Annotated in this window: 17 protein-coding genes and 1 tRNA gene; 6 read left to right on the top strand and 12 right to left on the bottom strand. The window is 66.3% G+C overall.

Annotated elements, in window-relative coordinates:
* Positions 1 to 299: 299 nt before the first annotated feature.
* From VQ042_RS07130 to VQ042_RS07140, 3 genes are all read left to right on the top strand, one after another.
* Positions 300 to 581: a heavy-metal-associated domain-containing protein gene (locus tag VQ042_RS07130; RefSeq protein ID WP_331817005.1), complete on the top strand. Its 282-nt coding sequence runs from the start codon at positions 300 to 302 to the stop codon at positions 579 to 581.
* A gap of 51 nt (positions 582 to 632) precedes the next feature.
* Positions 633 to 1,406: a glutaredoxin gene (locus VQ042_RS07135; protein WP_331817007.1), complete on the top strand. Its 774-nt coding sequence runs from the start codon at positions 633 to 635 to the stop codon at positions 1,404 to 1,406.
* Between the two features lie 144 nt (positions 1,407 to 1,550).
* Complete coding sequence (locus VQ042_RS07140) at positions 1,551 to 1,676, top strand: hypothetical protein (RefSeq protein WP_331817009.1); 126 nt, start codon at positions 1,551 to 1,553, stop codon at positions 1,674 to 1,676.
* An 11-nt stretch (positions 1,677 to 1,687) separates the two neighbouring features.
* On the opposite strand, the gene VQ042_RS07145 is transcribed toward VQ042_RS07140, so the two are convergent.
* The 4 genes from VQ042_RS07145 to VQ042_RS25955 form a co-directional block, all read right to left on the bottom strand.
* On the bottom strand, positions 1,688 to 2,101 hold the full coding sequence (locus VQ042_RS07145) for a cytochrome c (protein WP_331817011.1): 414 nt from the start codon (positions 2,099 to 2,101) through the stop codon (positions 1,688 to 1,690).
* Positions 2,102 to 2,134: 33 nt separating this feature from the next.
* Complete coding sequence (locus tag VQ042_RS07150) at positions 2,135 to 2,233, bottom strand: multicopper oxidase domain-containing protein (protein ID WP_331817013.1); 99 nt, start codon at positions 2,231 to 2,233, stop codon at positions 2,135 to 2,137.
* A 348-nt stretch (positions 2,234 to 2,581) separates the two neighbouring features.
* Positions 2,582 to 2,656: transfer RNA gene (locus VQ042_RS07155), tRNA-Glu, on the bottom strand.
* 70 nt (positions 2,657 to 2,726) lie between these two features.
* The gene (locus VQ042_RS25955; RefSeq protein ID WP_442880054.1) at positions 2,727 to 3,065 is read right to left on the bottom strand and encodes a hypothetical protein; all 339 of its coding nucleotides are present in this window, start codon (positions 3,063 to 3,065) and stop codon (positions 2,727 to 2,729) included.
* Positions 3,066 to 3,182: 117 nt separating this feature from the next.
* Between VQ042_RS25955 and VQ042_RS07165 the strand changes: the two genes are divergently transcribed.
* Both VQ042_RS07165 and rpoH read left to right on the top strand, forming a co-directional pair.
* Positions 3,183 to 4,217, top strand: a complete 1,035-nt coding sequence (locus VQ042_RS07165; protein ID WP_331817015.1) for an RluA family pseudouridine synthase — start codon at positions 3,183 to 3,185, stop codon at positions 4,215 to 4,217.
* Positions 4,218 to 4,403: 186 nt separating this feature from the next.
* On the top strand, positions 4,404 to 5,315 hold the full coding sequence (gene rpoH, locus VQ042_RS07170; protein ID WP_331817017.1) for an RNA polymerase sigma factor RpoH: 912 nt from the start codon (positions 4,404 to 4,406) through the stop codon (positions 5,313 to 5,315).
* Positions 5,316 to 5,461: 146 nt separating this feature from the next.
* On the opposite strand, the gene VQ042_RS07175 is transcribed toward rpoH, so the two are convergent.
* Together VQ042_RS07175 and VQ042_RS07180 are read right to left on the bottom strand one after the other, a co-directional pair.
* Positions 5,462 to 7,396, bottom strand: a complete 1,935-nt coding sequence (locus tag VQ042_RS07175) for a hypothetical protein (RefSeq protein WP_331817019.1) — start codon at positions 7,394 to 7,396, stop codon at positions 5,462 to 5,464.
* 51 nt (positions 7,397 to 7,447) lie between these two features.
* Complete coding sequence (locus VQ042_RS07180; RefSeq protein WP_331817021.1) at positions 7,448 to 8,743, bottom strand: adenylosuccinate synthase; 1,296 nt, start codon at positions 8,741 to 8,743, stop codon at positions 7,448 to 7,450.
* Positions 8,744 to 8,975: 232 nt separating this feature from the next.
* Here VQ042_RS07180 and VQ042_RS07185 point away from each other — a divergent pair, with 232 nt between their 5' ends.
* A complete protein-coding gene (locus tag VQ042_RS07185; protein ID WP_331817023.1) occupies positions 8,976 to 9,902 on the top strand; it encodes a DMT family transporter in 927 nt (308 codons plus the stop codon).
* A gap of 69 nt (positions 9,903 to 9,971) precedes the next feature.
* On the opposite strand, the gene serA is transcribed toward VQ042_RS07185, so the two are convergent.
* The 6 genes from serA to ftsH all read right to left on the bottom strand — a co-directional run bounded on the left by serA (position 9,972) and on the right by ftsH (position 18,999).
* Positions 9,972 to 11,579 (bottom strand): phosphoglycerate dehydrogenase, encoded by a 1,608-nt coding sequence (gene serA / locus VQ042_RS07190; RefSeq protein WP_331817025.1) that lies wholly within the window; start codon positions 11,577 to 11,579, stop codon positions 9,972 to 9,974.
* Between the two features lie 288 nt (positions 11,580 to 11,867).
* On the bottom strand, positions 11,868 to 13,043 hold the full coding sequence (locus VQ042_RS07195; RefSeq protein ID WP_331817027.1) for a phosphoserine transaminase: 1,176 nt from the start codon (positions 13,041 to 13,043) through the stop codon (positions 11,868 to 11,870).
* A gap of 195 nt (positions 13,044 to 13,238) precedes the next feature.
* The gene (locus VQ042_RS07200; RefSeq protein ID WP_331817029.1) at positions 13,239 to 14,141 is read right to left on the bottom strand and encodes an outer membrane protein; all 903 of its coding nucleotides are present in this window, start codon (positions 14,139 to 14,141) and stop codon (positions 13,239 to 13,241) included.
* Positions 14,142 to 14,361: 220 nt separating this feature from the next.
* Positions 14,362 to 15,330 carry an outer membrane protein gene (locus VQ042_RS07205; protein WP_331817031.1) on the bottom strand — a complete coding sequence of 323 codons (969 nt, stop codon included), beginning with the start codon at positions 15,328 to 15,330 and terminating at the stop codon, positions 14,362 to 14,364.
* Positions 15,331 to 15,458: 128 nt separating this feature from the next.
* On the bottom strand, positions 15,459 to 16,805 hold the full coding sequence (gene glmM / locus VQ042_RS07210) for a phosphoglucosamine mutase (RefSeq protein ID WP_331817033.1): 1,347 nt from the start codon (positions 16,803 to 16,805) through the stop codon (positions 15,459 to 15,461).
* A 256-nt stretch (positions 16,806 to 17,061) separates the two neighbouring features.
* Positions 17,062 to 18,999, bottom strand: a complete 1,938-nt coding sequence (ftsH, locus tag VQ042_RS07215; RefSeq protein ID WP_331817035.1) for an ATP-dependent zinc metalloprotease FtsH — start codon at positions 18,997 to 18,999, stop codon at positions 17,062 to 17,064.
* Positions 19,000 to 19,078: the final 79 nt, after the last annotated feature.

Below are 19,078 nucleotides of genomic sequence, written 5' to 3' on the forward strand. Positions count from 1 at the left end.
GCAAGGACAGCAGCAGGATCTCGTCCAGCGGATAGATCACCTTGGTGAGTTGCCGCGGGTCCGGCAAATCCGCAAAATGATCCAGAAAAACAATACTCTCCAGTACCGCCTCGCCGGACACAGCCATTCCCGCAATCTCCCAATCGAATCAATTGGGAACCCACAGATTCAGTACTTGCACCAAATGTCACGCGCCAACTCACCCGATTGCCCTGGCGTTCGGCCAGAGCATGCTTGACCTTCCAGTAGCTGGAATCCCCACCTTTCCGCCAGTGAAGCGAAAGCGAAGGAATCGCGTGATGGAAACCACGATCGAGACCCATGGGCAGACAGTCCTGAATATTCCGGGAATGCACTGCGGCGGCTGCGCCCGGACGATCGAGAAGGCCTTGGGGCAGGTGGCCGGTGTAGCCGCCGCCAGGGCGGATGCGGGGCCAGGGATTGCAGAAGTGGTGGGGTCAGCTTGCTCGGCCGATCTTGTCGCGGCTGTCGCGGCGGCTGGCTACGAGGCCAGCGTCGCAGTGAGCGCGCCGGAAGTGGTCGACCGGCAGGCGGTAACATCGAAATGCTGCTGCAGCTGATACCGCCAATACGGAACTCACCGCGCCGAAAGCTGAAAAGGAAGCCTCCCGATGGTAACGACGCCGATCAACGCCACGACGAAGCATGCCGTCCTCTACCGGATGGTCATGGAAAAGCACGTCTGCCCCTACGGGCTGAAGTCGAAGGACCTGCTCGAGCGCGAAGGCTTCGCGGTCGACGACAATTGGTTGACGTCCCGCAAGGAGACCGACGCCTTCAAGGAGGAGCATGGCGTCGAGACGACGCCGCAGACCTTCATCGCCGGCGAGCGCGTCGGCGGCTACACGGAGCTGCGCGAACATTTCGGCAAGGCCGTCAAATCGGACGACGAGACCACCTACCAGCCGGTGATCGCCATCTTTTCGGTCGCCTTCCTCATGGCGCTGGCCGTCTCCTTCGCTGCCTATGAGACGATCTTCACCCTCCGGGCGATCGAATGGTTCTTTGCCATCTCCATGTGCCTGCTCGGCATCCAGAAGCTGCAGGACATCGAGAGCTTCTCGACCATGTTCCTGAACTACGACCTGCTCGCCAAGAGATGGGTGCGCTACGGCAAGATCTATCCGTTCGGCGAGACACTGGCCGGGCTCCTGATGATCGCAGGCGCCCTCACCTGGCTGTCGGCGCCGATCGCGCTGATCATCGGGACGATCGGCGCAGTGTCGGTCTTCAATGCCGTCTACGTTCAGAAGCGCGAGCTCAAATGCGCCTGCGTCGGTGGCGGCTCGAATGTGCCGCTCGGCTTCGTCTCGCTGACCGAGAACCTCGTCATGATCGGCATGGGTCTCTGGATGCCCCTGCGCATGATGGTGTGGGGCGGCTGAGGATCGTCGTTTCGACGCTCTGGGGGAGCGGGAGCGCGGCGCCCGAATCGTGTCGGCCTGCGACTTCCGCCCCGACCCCCAGCCATTCGTTCGGCGCTGATACCGTGGGGTATCGGACAAGCCGACCTGCAAAAGGAGAGAGCAATGATGATGGACCAACACTCCGGCTACATGGGCTGGATGCCCCTCGGCATGGGACTATGGGGTATCCTCGTCCTGGTCATCCTTGTCCTGGTGATTGCGGCACTGGTGAAATACCTGCGCCGCTGATCGTGGCGGGTTCAGAAGATACCGTTGGCCTTCTGGACCTCGCGGACATATGCGACGATGTCCGCAACCTGTCGCCGACTGACTCCCTCGACCGGCGGCATGTTTCCGAAACGCCAGTGATGGGCACGCACGCCTTGTGTCGCGGCGATCAGGAATGCCTGGTCACCGTGGTGGTTCGGCTCGTAGATCCGGTGGATCAGCGGCGGCCCCTGTTCGGCACCCCCGGCGTTGTCGCCGTGGCAGGCAGCGCAGTTCGCAGCGAACAGATCCTGTCCCCGTTCCGCCTGGAAGGAGAGCTTGGGCATGTCCACGGCGACGATGTGCTCGGTGGGAGCTGGTCCGGTGGACGTGGCGCGCCACAGAAGGAACGCGCCGATCGCGAGCACGCCGGCCGATACCGAGATGGTGGTCTTCGACAGCCTCATCGGCATCTCCTCAGGTCACTTCGAACCAGGTCATCATTCCGCCGCGGCGTGCTCCAGCATGTGGCAGTGAAGCAGCCATCTCACCGGATTGTCGGCCATGAAGACGATCTCGCTCGTCTCGTCGGGCATCATCAGGTCGGCCTCCCGGAGAAAGTCGGAACCGCGGATGGCCCCGGCTGGTCAGACGAGAGAATCACGCAAGTCATGATGACACGATCGGGCTTCGCACGCATCGCGGACGAAAATCTTGGTCAAGACAGCGATTCGGAACGTCTTCTCTTGGCCGCGACGCAAGCCGCCGAACAGCCGAAGAGCTGCAAAAAATGGGTTTTCGACCACGATGATTGGACCGGTAGCCCGCGCGGAGCGACCGAGCCCCCTTCGGAACGCGGGAACTCAGGTGAAGCGCCGGCCCCCGGTAAAACACGAGCAAAAGCATTAATTGGGGAAAATTCGCAAACTATGTGTCGCGAGACAAAATGGTACGCCCAAGGGGAATCGAACCCCTGTTTGCGCCGTGAGAGGGCGCCGTCCTAACCGCTAGACGATGGGCGCTTACCGGTGGCCGAGGATATAACTGGCCGATTTGCCCGACGCAAGGGGGGCGCCGGGCAATTTCTGCGGACTATTGCGGCAGCGCGTAACGGGCCGTGACGCTGCCGTCGGCGAGCGAAATCAGGTACAGCGACACTTGCGATCCGGTGCGCACGCGCAGCAGCGCCTGTTCGCCGTCGAGGGAGCTTTCCAGCACTTCGCTGCCCGCCGGCAGGGCGATCGTCGCCTCGATTCCGGCAAGCGGCGCGTCCGTGCCGGCGGCGCGGTAGACAACCGCGGCCAGCACCGCCATAAGCCCGATCGTCATGATCCCGATCGAGACCACCAGCAGACGCACCATCTTGCGCCGGAGCCGTTCGGTCGCCGGATCGAGCGGCTGTTCGATCTCGTCTTGGTCGTCGATGGTCATGAAACGTCCGGCAGGTCTGGCGGCCGCATCGCCCCGAAGGATGCATGAGATGACGGTACACGGCGCCGTGGTTCGAAGGATCCAGAGGCCCGCCGCCCACGGGGGCGCCGCACTCTGATGGTCACCTCCGCTCCTACAGGGCCGGAAGCGGCCGGCACAAGCCGCTTTCTGGTCGAGGCCGACCGGGCCGGAACCCGCCTCGATGCCTTCGTGGCCGCCGCCAGCGACGGCGCGCTGTCGCGCAGCCGCGCCCAGGCGCTGATTCTGGAAGGCCAGGTCACGATCGACGGTGTCGCCGCCACCATCGGCAAGCGCAAGCTGGTGGCGGGCGAGATCGTCGCCGTGGACATCCCGCCTCCCGCCGATCCCGACCCCCTGCCCGAGGCGATCCCCCTGACCATCGTCTTCGAGGACGAGCATCTCGTCGTCATCGACAAGCCGGCCGGCCTCGTCGTCCATCCCGGCCCCGGCAACTGGACCGGCACGCTGGTCAACGCGCTGATCCACCATTGCGGCGACAGCCTCTCCGGCGTCGGCGGCGTCAAGCGGCCGGGCATCGTCCACCGCCTCGACAAGGATACCAGCGGCCTGCTCGTCGTGGCCAAGTCCGACGCCGCGCATCAGGGCCTGGCCGACCAGTTCGCCGCCCATGGCCGCGACGGGCGCCTGTCGCGGGCCTATCTGGCGCTGGTCTGGGACACGCTCTTGCGCCCGCGCGGCACGATCGACGCGGCCCTCGGCCGCTCCACCACCGACCGCGTCAAGCGCGCCGTGGTGCCAGCCGACCGTGCCGATGCCCGCCACGCCGTGACCCGCTACGCCCTGATCAAGGCCTCGCCGCTGGAAGACGGCATCGCATCGCTGGTCGAATGCGTGCTGGAGACCGGCCGCACCCATCAGATCCGCGTCCATATGGCCCATATCGGCCATCCCCTCGTCGGCGACGATGTCTATGGCGCCGGCTTCCGCAGCAAGTCGCGGCGGCTGGAGGACGAGGCACGGCAGGTCGTCGAGCGCTTCGACCGACAGGCCCTCCACGCATTCCGGCTGGGCTTCGTCCACCCCGTCACCGGCAAGGATCTGGCGTTCCAGGCGGATTTGCCCGCCGACATGGTGGAACTGTGCGCCGCTTTCGGGATTTCACTGGGGTAACACCGGCAGCCGAGGCCATGGGCCAGCGATCGCGAACACATTGTTCAGCGGCCGCTGCCCATGATTTTGCCGTGCATTCGGCTCAGGGTATCCCCATATTCCGATGGTGCGGGCAGGCACAGGCGGCCCGCATACCGACCGGCTTCCACGAGAAGCGGTCGTCTGCAACGATGGAGGGCGCAATCTATGGCCCAAGCCAATTTACCGAGCATTTCCTCGGGCGAAGGCGGTCTTAGCCGCTATCTGGAAGAGATTCGGCGGTTCCCCATGCTGGAGCCGCAGGAAGAATACATGCTGGCCAAGCGCTACGCGGAGCATGACGACCGCGACGCCGCCCACCGGCTCGTCACCAGCCATCTGCGGCTCGTCGCCAAGATCGCCATGGGCTATCGCGGCTATGGCCTGCCGATCGGCGAAGTCGTGTCAGAAGGCAATGTCGGCCTGATGCAGGCGGTCAAGCGTTTCGACCCCGAGCGCGGCTTCCGCCTGGCGACCTACGCCATGTGGTGGATCAAGGCCTCGATCCAGGAATATATCCTGCGCTCGTGGAGCCTCGTGAAGATGGGCACCACGGCCAACCAGAAGCGGCTGTTCTTCAACCTTCGCAAGATGAAGAGCCGCATCCAGGCGCTGGACGAGGGTGATCTGCGTCCCGATCAGGTCTCGCAGATCGCCACGCATCTGGGCGTGTCGGACGAGGAGGTCGTGTCCATGAACCGGCGCCTGTCCGGCGACGCCTCGCTGAACGCGCCCCTGCGCGCCACCGAGGGCGAATCGGGCGAGTGGCAGGACTGGCTCGTCGACGACAGCGAGACGCAGGAAGATCTGCTGGCCCGCAATGACGAGCTCGACCAGCGGCGCGGCATGCTGCAGCAGGCCATGGCCGTGCTCAACGACCGCGAGCGCCGGATCTTCGAGGCCCGGCGCCTCGCCGAGGATCCGCTGACGCTGGAAACCCTGTCCGGCGAGTTCGAGATCAGCCGCGAGCGCGTGCGCCAGATCGAGGTGCGGGCCTTCGAGAAGGTCCAGAAGGCGGTGCGCGAATCCGCCGACGCGACCAACCGCGCCCTGCGCACGGTCGAGCAGCCGGCCGCCTGATCGGTCCCATCCGAAATGACGAAGGGCCGGTCCGCAATCCGCGGGCCGGCCCTTTTTCGTTTCGAGGTAGTTCTCTTGTCAGGCGGTCGCCAGCGCTCCCCGTCCCCGCCGGACAGTCAGGCGCGCGGACCGGCCTGCATTGCCGATCAGGTCTTGGCCTTCCACGCCTCGATCGCTTCCTTGAACACCCGGTCGCCCGGCACGCCCTTCTCGATCGACATCAGCGCGCGGCGGCCTGAGGCGTAGGCGATCGGAATGTCGATCCACTGTTCGTTCTGCAGCAGCGCCATGTTGTTCTGCATCGCCTGGTCGAGATTGTTCAGCGCGATGATGAAGAAGCCGTCGGAGATCTTGCCCGCCACGCCGATCAGCGGCTCGCCGCGGGCCTGCTCGGAGGGCTTCAGGGCCAGCCGCTGGACATTGGCGACACTGCCGCCGCTGAAATTCTCCGGCGTCGTGAACAGGAGCTCGATGACGTGGCTGGCCGGCAGCGTCGGGTCCGCATTGCGCCGGATGGTCATGGTCATCTTCAGATTCTCGTCCGGAATCTGGGCTTCCGCCCGGATTGCCGGCTCGGGCGGCTGGCCCTCGGCCGGCGATTCGTTGACCACCGACCAGACGACGTCGCCGCTCTCCTGCGTGCCCGGGACCGTCTCGGTCCGCTCCTGGTAGAAGACCGCGTCCTGGGCGACCTCGACGCCGGTCTCGGCCGGATCGACCGCGGCGCCCTCCGTCTCGCCTGCGGCGGCCTCATTGGTTGGCGCCGCCTCTTCGGGCTGCACGACCCCTGCCGGGGGCGTCTCGCCCTCTGCCGGCGCGCCGACGACTTCCGGGTTCTCGCCGATCTCGCTGGTGATCGTCGGATTGGTCGTCAAGTCCGGCGTCTCGACCGGCGAGGCGGCGGCGATGTTCGTGCCCTCGTCGAAGGCGTTGGGCGCAACCTCGGCCGGGCCCTCGTCGACTTCCGTGCCGTCCGGCAGCAGCCGCTGGGTGAACTGGCGGGTCGAGGCGGTCTCGGGCGTGGCGACGCCCGGCGGCGTCGGGCTCTCGGCCGGAGACGGCGTCTCGGCGCCCTCGTCCACGGCAGCGACCTCGGGGGCGGTCTCGGCGGCCGGTGCCGGTGTCGGCGCCGTCTCGCCCTCGTTGGTGGCGATCGTGTCGATCCCCGCCGGGTCGACCAGCATCGCCTGGATTTCCTCGCGATACATCCAGCCGGCGGTGCCCAGCCCGCCCAGGACCAGCACGGCGACGACGGCGCCCGTCACGCCGCGGCCGGCCGAACCGCCAGCCTTCCGGCGCTGGCGCGACGTGTAGCGGGGGCCCGTCAGGTCGGGCTCGGGAATCAGGTCGTCGTCGGAGCGGATGCCGGCCGGCAGCCGGTCCTCGTCGTCGACATCGTCGTCGGCGCCGGCCACGTTCGGGGTCCCGCGGCCGGCGCTTCCCGACGGCACGATGAACGGCGCACCAACGGCGGCCGGGCGGGCGCTGTTTTCCGGCTCTTCGGCCGAGACCGGGAAATAGGGCGGCGGCTCACTGGGACCGGCATCCTTGGCCAGTCCCGGCCGCACGGCAGCGCCGGCCTCCGGACCTTGCGGCTTGCGGGCGGGCGGCGCCGGGGGGGCGGGCGCCTCCTGCTCCCAGGCCGAATGCGTGTCGCCATCGCTGCGGCTGCCGTCGAGCGATGGCTCGACCCGGCTGTCGCGCGATTGCGGCGCATGCGGACGCTCGGCCGGCGGCACCGCCGGGGCCTGTCCGTGCGGCTGCGTCGCGCGCGGCTCCGGCTCGATGTCCTGCGACGGCACGACAGGCGCCGACGGCGTGACTGGCGCGTCGACCGCAGCCATGTCATTGCCGTCCGCATCGCCTTCCTGGGCGAGATAGTGCTGCTCGGTGCGCGAGATCGCGTCCTCGAGCGCCGACTGGCGTGCAGCGACCACCTCCTCGGCGAGAGGAGGATTGGCCGCCTGGATCTGCCGCTGGATCGCCGCGCGGGCTTTCTCGTAGACCTTCGCTCGCATCTGCGGCGTTGCGCGTGGCAGGCCATCGATGGTCTTGCGAAGTACGCCGCTCAAATCCGCCATGGATCGCAGTCACTCACTCGTCTTGATTTCTGGTGCGCCGGCGTCGGGACTCTAGTCCTGAAACGGATCGCGAACAAGTATTGTATCGTCTCGCTCCGGCGAGGTTGACAGAAGCGTGACGGGCGCCTCCACCAGCTCCTCTATGTGCCTGACATATTTGATCGCCTGCGCAGGAAGATCGGTCCAGCGCCGCGCGCCGGCGGTGGTGTCGCGCCAGCCTTCCAAAGTCTCGAAGATCGGCTCGACGCGTTGTTGCTCGGCAAGACTTGCCGGCAGGTAGTCTATCGTCTTGCCGTCCAGCTTGTAGGCGACGACGATCTTGATCTCGTCGAGTCCATCGAGCACGTCGAGCTTGGTCAGGGCGAGGCCATGGATGCCGTTCAGCGCGACGGCCTGGCGCACCAGCACGGCGTCGAACCAGCCGCAACGGCGCTTGCGCCCGGTCACGGTGCCGAATTCGCGGCCCTTCTCGCCGAGGAACTGGCCGATCTCGTTGTCCTGCTCGCTGGGGAACGGCCCCTCGCCCACCCGCGTCGTGTAGGCCTTGGTGATGCCCAGCACGAAGCCGAGGCTCGACGGGCCGAGGCCCGAGCCGGCCGCGGCCTGGCCGGCCACCGTGTTGGACGAGGTCACGAAGGGATAGGTGCCGTGGTCGATGTCCAGCAGCGTGCCCTGCGCGCCCTCGAACAGGATCCGGTCGCCGGCCTTGCGCCGTTCGTCGAGGAGGCGCCAGACGCGGTCGATATAGGGGGTGATCTCGTCGGCGACCGAGGTCAGCTCGGACAGGATCGCCGCCGGGTCGATCTCGCTCTGGCCGAGGCCGCGGCGCAGGGCGTTGTGATGCGCCAGCAGCCGCTCGATCCGGCCCGGCAGGCTCTCGGGATGGGCGAGATCCATCACCCGGATGGCGCGGCGGCCGACCTTGTCCTCATAGGCCGGGCCGATGCCGCGGCCGGTCGTGCCGATCTTGGTGCCGGCGCTGCTGGCGTTCTCGCGGGTGGCGTCCAGCTCGCGGTGCAGCGACAGGATCAGCGCGGCATTGTCGGCGATCCGCAGCGATTGCGGGCTGACGGTCACGCCCTGTTCCTGCAGGCGCGTCTTCTCGGCGACGAAGGCATGCGGATCGAACACCACGCCATTGCCGATCACCGACAGCTTGCCCTGGCGCACGACGCCCGATGGCAGCAGCGACAGCTTGTAGGAGACCCCGTCGACGACCAGCGTATGGCCAGCATTGTGCCCGCCCTGGAAGCGCACGACCACATCGGCGCGCTCCGACAGCCAGTCGACGATCTTGCCTTTCCCCTCGTCACCCCACTGGGAACCGACGACGACGACATTGGCCATGATGTGTCCTTCTTGCGTATGTTCGTTCGTCCGGCGCCTGCTGCCGAAGGCGCGCGGACTATAGTCAAGCGCCCGGCGCGAAGCGAGGCGGTCCGCGGGGCGGACTTCCGACAATTTGGTGCGACATGCAAGCCGCGCGGGCCCTGGAATGCCTGCCCGAAGCTCGTCAGCAAACCTTATTTTCATCCCGTCCCTCTAGGCGCGTCGCCGTCCGGGGCGTAAACGCGGGGGCATGACGTCCTATCTGCGCAACGCCTATCTCGTGCTGGGAACGGTGGCCCTGTTCTGGGCCGGCAACGCCATCGCCGGCAAGCTGGCGGTCGGCCATGTCTCGCCCATGCTGCTCACCCTGATCCGCTGGTCGCTCGCCTGCCTGTTCGTGGCGCCCTTCGCCTTGGGCGACGTGCGCCGCGAATGGCCGGAGATCGTGCGCAACCTGCCCTTCCTGTTCTGCCTCGGCGCGATCGGCTTCACCTGCTTCAATGCCATCTTCTATCTGGCGGTGAACTATACCAGCGCCATCAACGTCACCATCGAGCAGTCGGCCATGCCGTTGGTCGTCTTCGTCGCGAACTTCATCCTGTTCCGCACCGGCGTGTCGCTGTTCCAGATCATCGGCTTCAGCCTCACCCTGGTCGGCGTCGCCCTGACGGCCTCCCACGGCGACCTGTCGGCGCTGCTCGCCCTCGATCTCAATCGTGGCGACGCACTGATGATGCTCGCGGTGCTGATCTACGGCGGCTACACCGTGGCGCTGCGCTTCAAGCCGAAGCTGCACTGGCGTTCGACGATCTTCGTCCTCGCCGTCTCCGCCCTCATCGCCTCGGTACCGCTGGCCGGCATCGAATGGGCGATGGGCCACACCCGATTGCCGGATCTGCGCGGCATGACCGCGGCCCTCTACACGGCCGTCTTCCCGTCGCTGCTGGCGCAGGTTCTCTACATCCGGGGTATCGAGCTGATCGGCCCCAACCGGGCCAATCTCTTCGTCAATCTCGTCCCGATCTTCGGCGCCATCCTGGCCGTGCTGATCATCGGCGAGGAGCTCCACGCCTATCATGTCGCCGCCCTGATCTTCGTCCTGGGTGGCATCACCCTGGCCGAACGCGGCGCGGCGCGCCTCGCGAAGGCCGCGCCCGCGGAATCGTCGCCCCGCTAGAAATGCCGTGCATCCGAACGGACGCACGGCATGTCGATCAGCGGGACCTTTGCGGCGCTGATCCGCCGCTCAGGCGGCGGCTTCGGCCACGTCGAAGCGCAGCGGCTTGGCGCTGATGATCGCCTTGTGGGAGAGCACCGTCTGCAGGAGATCCTCCGGGATCGGCGAGTCCAGGTACAGAAGCGCGATCGCGTCGCCGCCCGGACGGTTCCGGCCGAGCTGGAAGTTGGCGATGTTGACCCCCGCCGCGCCGAAGGTGGTGCCCAGCAGGCCGATGATGCCCGGCGCGTCGTTGTTGGTGGTGTAGACCATGTGCTGCCCGACTTCGGCGTCCAGGTTGATGCCCTTGATCTGGATGAAGCGCGGCTTGCCGTCCGAGAAGACCGTGCCGGCGACCGAACGGGTCATCTTCTCCGTCGTGACGGTCAGCTTGATGTAGCTCTCGAACACCCCCGACTGATCGCGGCGCGATTCCGTCACGTGGATGCCGCGCTCCTTCACCATGATCGGGGCCGAGACCATGTTGACGTCCGACACCTGGCTCTTGATCAGGCCCGACAGCGCCGCGCTGGTCAGCGCATGGGTGTTCATGCCCGCGACTGTGCCGTCATACAGGATCTCGACCGAGGTGATCGGCTCCTCCGTCACCTGCCCGGCAAAGCCACCCAGAATTTCGGCCAGCTTGACGAAAGGCGTCAGGATCGGCGCCTCCTCGGCGGTGATCGACGGCATGTTGATGGCGTTGGAGACCGCGCCGCGGACCAGATAGTCCGACATCTGCTCGGCGACCTGCACGGCCACGTTTTCCTGCGCTTCCGAGGTCGAGGCGCCCAGATGCGGGGTGCACACGACGTTCTCCAGGCCGAACAGCACCGAATCCGTCGCCGGCTCGGTCTCGAACACGTCGACGCCGGCGCCGGCGACCTTCCCCGACTTGATCGCCTCGGCAAGGTCGGCCTCGACGACGAGGCCGCCGCGGGCGCAGTTGATGATGCGCACGCCGTCCTTCATCTTGGCGATGGCATCCTTGTTGATGATGCCCTTGGTCTTGTCGGTCATCGGCGTGTGCAGGCTGATGAAGTCGGCGCGCTTAAAGAGTTCGTCGAGCTCGACCTTCTCGATGCCGAGCTGGGCCGCCCGCTCGCCGGACAGGAACGGATCGAAGGCGACGACCCGCATCTTGAGGCCGACGCCGCGGGTCGCGACGATCGAGCCGATATTGCCGCAGCCGATCACGCCCAGCGTCTTGCCGGTGATCTCGACGCCCATGAAGCGGTTCTTCTCCCACTTGCCGGCCTGGGTCGAGGCGTCGGCCGCCGGAAGCTGCCGCGCCACCGCGAACATCATGGCGATGGCATGCTCCGCGGTGGTGATGGAATTGCCGAAGGGCGTGTTCATCACGATGATGCCCTTCCGGCTGGCCGCCGGGATGTCGACATTGTCGACGCCGATGCCGGCCCGGCCGATGACCTTCAGATTGGTCGCCGCCTGGATCAGCTTCTCGGTCGCCTTGGTGGCCGAGCGGATGGCGAGGCCGTCATACTGGCCGATGATCTCCAGCAGCTTGTCCTTGTCCTTGCCGAGATCGGGCATGTAGTCGACCTCGACGCCGCGGTCGGTGAAGATCTGGACGGCGGTCTTGGAGAGCTTGTCGGAAACGAGAACGCGAGGTGCCATGGGTAGGTGTCCTTGTGGCCTGGCGGCGGGACGAGAGCGTCCGGGCGCGCCTGAAACGGGATGGAGAATGCGGCGATCGCGTTCGCAACGGCCGCGACCTGTTCGTCCCCCGCGTGCGGGAGACGATGGCCCGAAGGGCCGGATGAAGGCTTCGCGGGGCGCGGGCCGGGAGACTGGAGGGTGAGGCGCGCTTTGGCCCCTCACCCGTCCGGCACGGCGCGCCGTCCATCCTCTTGCGAACAAGAGAGGATTGGCGCGCGTCCCGCGTCCGCGCCGCCTTGCGAAAGGCTAGGCCGCCTTGGCCAGATCGGCCTTCTGGGCCTCGAAGGCCCATTCGATCCAGGGCATCAGGGCGATGACGTCCGATGTCTCCACCGTCGCGCCGCACCAGATGCGCAGGCCCGCCGGCGCATCGCGATAGGCGCCGATGTCGAGGGCGACGCCCTCCTTCTCCAGCATCGACACGACCGCCTTCGAAAACGCGGCCTGCGCGTCCTCCGGCAGGTTTGCCACGGTCGGATCGGCGAAGGTCAGGCAGACCGAGGTGTTGGAGCGGGCCGCCTTGTCGGCGGCCAGGAACGCCAGGAAGGGATGCGTGTCGACGAAGGTCTCGATGACCGCCAGATTGGCGTCGGCGCGGGCCTTCAGCGCCGGCAGGCCGCCGATCGACTTCGCCCAGCCCAGCGCATCGAGATAGTCCTCGACGCACAGCATCGACGGCGTGTTGATGGTCTCGCCCTTGAAGATGCCCTCGATCAGCTTGCCGCCCTTGGTCATGCGGAAGATCTTCGGCAGCGGCCAGGCCGGCTTGTGGCTCTCCAGCCGCTCGACTGCGCGTGGGCTGAGGATCAGCATGCCGTGCGCGGCCTCGCCGCCCAGCACCTTCTGCCAGGAGAAGGTCACCACATCGAGCTTGTCGAAGGGCAGGTCCTGGGCGAAGGCGGCCGAGGTCGCGTCGCAGATCGTCAGGCCCTTGCGGTCGGCCGGGATCGCGTCGCCGTCCGGCATGCGCACGCCGGAGGTCGTGCCGTTCCAGGTGAAGACCACGTCGCGGTCGAAATCCACCTGCGCCAGGTCGACGATCTCGCCATAGGGCGCTTCGAAGACCCGGGCGTCGTCCAGCCTGAGCTGCTTGACCGTATCGGTCACCCAGCCGGCGCCGAAGGATTCCCAGGCCAGCATGTCGACGCCGCGCGCGCCGAGCAGCGACCACATCGCCATCTCGACGGCGCCGGTGTCCGACGCCGGCACGATGCCGATGCGATAATCGTCGGGCACGCCGAGGATCTCGCGGGTCTCGTCGATCGCCTGCTGAAGCTTGGATTTTCCGACCTTGGCCCGATGCGAGCGCCCGAGCGCAGCGTCGTGCAGTGCCTCGAGCGACCAGCCGGGTCGTTTCGCGCAGGGTCCGGAGGAAAAGCGGGGATTGGCCGGACGCAGGTCCGGCTTCGCGGTATGTGCCATCTGAGCTATCCTTTCAGATAGAAGCGCCTCGTTGGGGAGGCGTGTCCCGCGAATGGCGCTACTCTTCGGGCCCGAGGCGGTCAAGCCACAATTTCGCGACAGCACGAGGCCATGCCAGAAACCGCATTGGAAAAACGGCGGCGGAGCTCTCGCCCCGCCGCCGTCCGATACGAAGATTTATGGATGCGCGCGCGCCTACCAGAGCGCGTAGCGCAGACCGGCCGAGATGGAGTGGCGCTGGAAGCCGTCGTCTTCGGCCGTTGCGCCATTCGCTCCTGCCCCGTCGAAGCTGAACATCTTGCCGCCGTCGACATCGGTGAAGCGGTAGCCGACATCGATCTTCAGGTTGCGGCTGACGTCGTAGGAAACGCCCGCCATCAAGGAGTAGGCGAAGCGCCAGCTATCCTCGCCCTTGTAGCTGGCATCGAAGTCGTAATACGCGGGCGCGCAGACCGCGCCGGCGTAAGCGCAACGCGACCGGCCTGAGACGTCTTCATACGTCACTCGCACGGCGCCGGCGCCGGCGCCGGCGTAGGGCGTGAAGCCGGCAATGGTGCCGAGATCGACATAGGCGTTGGCCATCAGCTCGAGCGCGTTGCCTTCGGCCGAAAGCGAGGAATCGCATTCCAGAAGGCTCGTGTCGAAGCCCTGAGCCGCAGAAGCGTCGTAGCACGACTCGGTCTTGTCGCTGCCCTCGACGTCGAGCTTGTAGTAGCGTGCGGTCAGATCGCCGCGAAAGAAGTCGGTGAACTGATAGCCAAACCCGACACCAAACTCGAAGCTGTCCTCAAGCGTGAAGCCCTCATGCGGGGCGGAAAATGTGTCGTACTGGTAGGCGTTGTATCCGCTGAAGAAGTCGCCGGGATAGGTCGCGAAGTCCGGCCGATATTCCTGGTATTTGGCGTCGAGATCGCCGCTGAACCCGTAAGAGACGTCGCCGCGCAGATACCAGCCGCTGCCGATCTCGACGGGCTGCACCTCCGGCACATCCTGGTAGATCGGCGTCTCGTAGATCGGCGGAAGGTCGGCGGCGCGCGCGGCGGGCATGGTGAGGGCGATGAGCGCTGCGCTGGCCATCAGTTGTCTTGCAAGAGTCATGGAGCCGCTTCCCGTTGCAATCTTCGCTCGCGAGAAGCGCGGCAACGCACCCCTCGTCTGGACCGATCCTGCGGCAGAAAGCTTAACGCCCGATTAACCGTGTTTCTTAACCGTAAATCTTTACCGATTGCGGCCCGCCGCCCGCACGACTGAAGCCCTGACACGCAAAAGGCCGCTGCCCGAAGGCAGCGACCCTGCATGTCAGCCGTCTTGCGTCGGCTTACTTGTAGACGGGCTCTTCGTAGAGCGGAGCCGGCTCTTCATAGAGCGGGGTCGAGGCATAGATCGGCTCGACGGCCTTGCCCTTGCCCTTGCCGAAACCGCCGCCGCTACCGCCGAACTCGTAGCGCAGGCCCGCGCGCACGGCGTGGATGTTGAAGCCGTTGTCGCTGCCCTGGACGCCGGTGGCGCCGGCGTTGCGGTCGAGTTCGTCGTAACCGAAGGCGTCACCGCTGGCGATCCGGGTGTAGCGATAGCCGGCATCGAACTTCAGATTGTGCGTGATGTCGACGCTGGCACCGGCGCTGAGCGAGGAGGCGAAGCGCCAGCTCGATTCACCGGCATGGAAGCCGACATAGTTGGTCGCCGGGCAGTTCGGGTGCGAGCCGCAGACGATCTCGTTGCGCATGTCGTCGTATTTCACATGGGCAAAGCCCAGGCCCGCGCCGACATAGGGCGTGATGCCGCCATAGGTCCCGAGATCGACATAGGCGTTGGCGAGGGCCGTCCAGATCGCGACCTTGCTGGTGTCGTCGTATTGGCAGCCGGCATTGGCGAGGATGTTGTAGCTCTGCTGCACCTGCGTGTTGCAGTTGCTGCTGCCTTCGACGTCGGACTTGAAGTAATCCAGCGTCGCATCGAGACGCAGATGGTCGGTGAAGCGGTAGCCGACGCCCGCGCCGAAGCTCGCCGCACCCTTGGTGGTGATCGAATCGTAGTGGAAGACGTCGTCCACGAACTGCACGCCCGGATCGATGTTCCAGCCGTTGTAGTAGCCGTCGGTCTCCGACTCGAAGACATAGCCGACGTCGCCGCGCAGATACCAACCGCCGGTGGCCACTTCTTCCACGATGACCGGCGCGGGCGGCGGGAAGTAGGGCTCCTCGATGATGTCCGCCGCCTTGGCGAAATTGCAGAGGGATGACACCGCGCCGATCACTGCCACGGTCGTCAAAAGGCGAGATTTCATGTTCTCATCTCCGATTCGATCCGGCGGCCGGGATTGGCAGACGCCGTTACCTTAACGAAGACGGTAAATCGGAATGGTTAACGGTCGGTTTAAGGAGAGGCGGGCGACAAGAACTTGCCCGCCCCGGTTTACGCTGCGGCCTGACGCAACGCGCCGACGATGTCGTCCACGACCGAATTGACGAGACCGCGGTCGTCGCCTTCGGCCATCACCCGGATCAGCGGCTCCGTGCCCGATGCGCGGATGACCAGCCGCCCCCCCTCGCCCAGGCGGTCGCGTCCGGCGCTGATCGCGTCCTGCACGCGCTGGCGCTCCAGCGGCTCGCCGTCCGAATAGCGCACGTTCTTCAGGATCTGGGGAACCGGCTCGAAGCGGCGGCAGACCTCCGACACCGTCCCGCCCTTGCGCTTGACCACGGCCAGCACCTGAAGCGCCGCGACGAGGCCGTCGCCGGTGGTGCCGAAATCCGACAGGACGATATGACCCGACTGTTCCCCGCCGACATTGTAGCCGTGCTGGCGCATGTGCTCGACGACATAGCGGTCGCCCACCGCCGTGCGGGCAAGCTGCAGCTTGCGGTCGGCCAGGAAGCGCTCCAGCCCGAGATTGGACATGACTGTGGCGACGATGCCGCCGGCCGCCAGGCGCCCGTCCTCGGCCCAGCTCTCGGCGATCACCGCCATCAGCTGGTCGCCGTCGACGATCTCGCCGCGCTCGTCGACGATCAACACCCGGTCCGCGTCGCCGTCGAGTGCGATGCCGATGTCGGCCCGCACCTCCTTGACCTTCTCGACCAGCGCGCCCGGCGAGGTCGAGCCGCAATTGCGGTTGATGTTGGTGCCGTCCGGATCGACGCCGAGCTTGACGATCTCCCCGCCCAGCTCCCACAGGACTTCGGGCGCGACCCGGTACGCCGCGCCGTTGGCGCAGTCGATGGCGACGCGCACGCCCTCCAGCGACAGCTCCCGCGGCAGCGTGCGCTTGGCCGCTTCGATGTAGCGATCATGGACGCCGTCGATGCGCTTGGCCCGCCCGAGGCCGTCGCCCGTCGCCAGCCGCGGCGTCAGATCCTCCTCCAGCAGCGCCTCGATGCGCAGCTCGATGTCGTCGGACAGCTTGTACCCGTCAGGGCCGAACAGCTTGATGCCATTGTCCTCGAACGGATTGTGGGAGGCCGAGATCATCACGCCGATATCGGCGCGCAGTGACCGCGTCAGCATCGCCACGGCGGGGGTCGGCATCGGTCCGAGCAGGAACACGTCGACCCCGGCGGCCGTGAAGCCGGCTACCATCGCGTTCTCGATCATGTAGCTGGACCGCCGGGTGTCCTTGCCGATCACCGCGCGGTGCCGGTAGGAGCCACGGTTGAAGACCAGGCCCGCTGCCATGCCGACCCGCAGCGCCACCTCCGCCGTCATCGGATGCCGGTTGGCCGTGCCGCGAATACCGTCGGTACCGAAATAGCGTCTGCTCATCCCCAAACCCCGTCTGTTCCCGTCGTGCCGGACCGTTCTTCCGGATGCGGCTGCTAAGCAAGCCGCCGGGCTGCCCGATCGGAGGGCAGCGGAAGTGTCCGCGCACGCGGTCTGCGCCATGATGCCTCGTCATACAATGGCACGAAGGAATTGCAGAGACGTTTCAGCGCCCGCAGGCCGCGATCGCCCTTCCCCGCAAACGAAAAGGGAGCGGCCATGCAGCCGCTCCCTTCGGTGATTTGACGATCGCGATGGATCAGGTCGGCATCGGCTCCAGGCCGTCACCCGCCTCGCCCGGACGCGAATCCGGCGGACGGCTCGAACCGGCCTTCGGCACGGCCGAGCCGCGCGACGGCGGCGTGTCGTCGCCCATGTCGCGCGCCAGCGGCTTGCCGGCCAGGAGGTCACGCACCTCGTCGCCCGACAGGGTCTCGTATTCGAGCAGCCCCTTGGCCAGCGTATGCAGCTGGTCGATATGGGTGTTGAGGATGTTGCGCGCCTTGTTCTCGGCGGCTTCGATGATCCCGCGGACCTCGGAATCGATCAGCCGGGCCGTGTCCTCGGACATGTGCTGCTGATGCGCCACCGAATGGCCGAGGAAGACCTCGTCCTGGTTGTCCTTGTAGCGAAGCCGGCCGAGCTTGTCGCTCATGCCGTATTCCATGACCATGGCGCGCGCCATGTTGGTCGCCTGCTGGATGTCGTTGGACGCGCCCGTGGTGACGTTGTCGAGCCCGTAGATGATCTCCTCGGCGGCACGGCCACCGAAGATCATGGCGAGGCGCGCCTCCATCTCGTTCTTGCGCATGCCGTAGCGGTCCCGCTCCGGCAGGTTCATGGTCACGCCCAGCGCCCGGCCACGTGGAATGATCGTGACCTTGTGCAGCGGGTCGTTGAACGGCTCGTGGATGCCGACCAGGGCATGGCCCGCCTCGTGATAGGCGGTCAGCGTCTTCTCTTCCTCGGTCATGGCCATGGACCGGCGCTCGGCGCCCATCATGACCTTGTCCTTGGCATCCTCGAATTCCAGCATGGTGACGAGGCGCTTGGAGCGGCGGGCCGCCATCAGCGCCGCCTCGTTGACGAGGTTGGCGAGGTCCGCGCCCGAGAAGCCGGGCGTGCCGCGCGCGATCGTCCGCAGGTTCACGTTCGGCGCCAGCGGCACGTTGCGCACATGCACCTTCAGGATCTTCTCGCGGCCGCCGACATCGGGGTTCGGCACCATCACCTGCCTGTCGAAGCGGCCCGGGCGCAGCAGCGCCGGGTCGAGCACGTCGGGACGGTTCGTGGCGGCGATCAGGATGACGCCTTCGTTCGACTCGAAGCCGTCCATCTCGACCAGCAGCTGGTTCAGCGTCTGCTCGCGCTCGTCGTTGCCGCCGCCCAGGCCGGCGCCACGATGGCGGCCGACCGCGTCGATCTCGTCGATGAAGATGATGCAGGGGCTGTTCTTCTTGGCCTGCTCGAACATGTCGCGGACGCGACTTGCGCCCACGCCGACGAACATCTCGACGAAGTCGGAACCCGAGATCGTGAAGAACGGCACGTTGGCTTCGCCGGCGACGGAGCGGGCCAGCAGCGTCTTGCCGGTGCCCGGAGGACCCACGAGCAGCACGCCGCGCGGGATCTTGCCGCCCAGGCGCTGGAACTTCTGCGGCTCGCGCAGGAATTCGACGACCTCTTCCAGGTCCTGCTTGGCCTCGTCGACACCGGCGACGTCGCCGAAGGTGACGCGGCCATGTGCCTCGGTCAGGAGCTTGGCCTTGGACTTGCCGAAGCCCATCGCCTTGCCGCCGGCGCCGCCCTGCATCTGGCGCATCAGGAAGATCCAGACGGCAAGAATCAGCAGGATCGGACCGAAGGACAGGAGCATCGACCAGATCGGATTGCTGTTGTCGCCCGGCGGGCTGGCATTGATCTGGACGTTCTGCGCCTCGAGCCGCTGGACCAGCTGCGCGTCTTCGGGCGCATAGGTCTGGAACGGCGGCGAGGAGTCCGAATATTTGCCGGAGATGCGCTGTCCCTGGATCGTGACGGCCTCGACACGGCCGGAATCCACGTCCGACAGGAACTGCGAATACGGGATGTCGCGGGTGCCGGCGGTTTGCGAACCGTTCGAAAACAGCTGGAAAAGCGCGATCAGCAGGAGAGCGATGATCGCCCACAGCGCGAAGTTTCGAAAGTTCTGGTTCATCGATCTTCCTGGAATGGACGCCCGAAGTCACGAGGACGATTGGTTCGAAGATAGGTGCTGCACCCCTGCTTGCCAACAA

This window comes from Aurantimonas sp. A2-1-M11 (assembly GCF_036549475.1).
Classification (GTDB): Bacteria; Pseudomonadota; Alphaproteobacteria; order Rhizobiales; family Rhizobiaceae; genus Aurantimonas.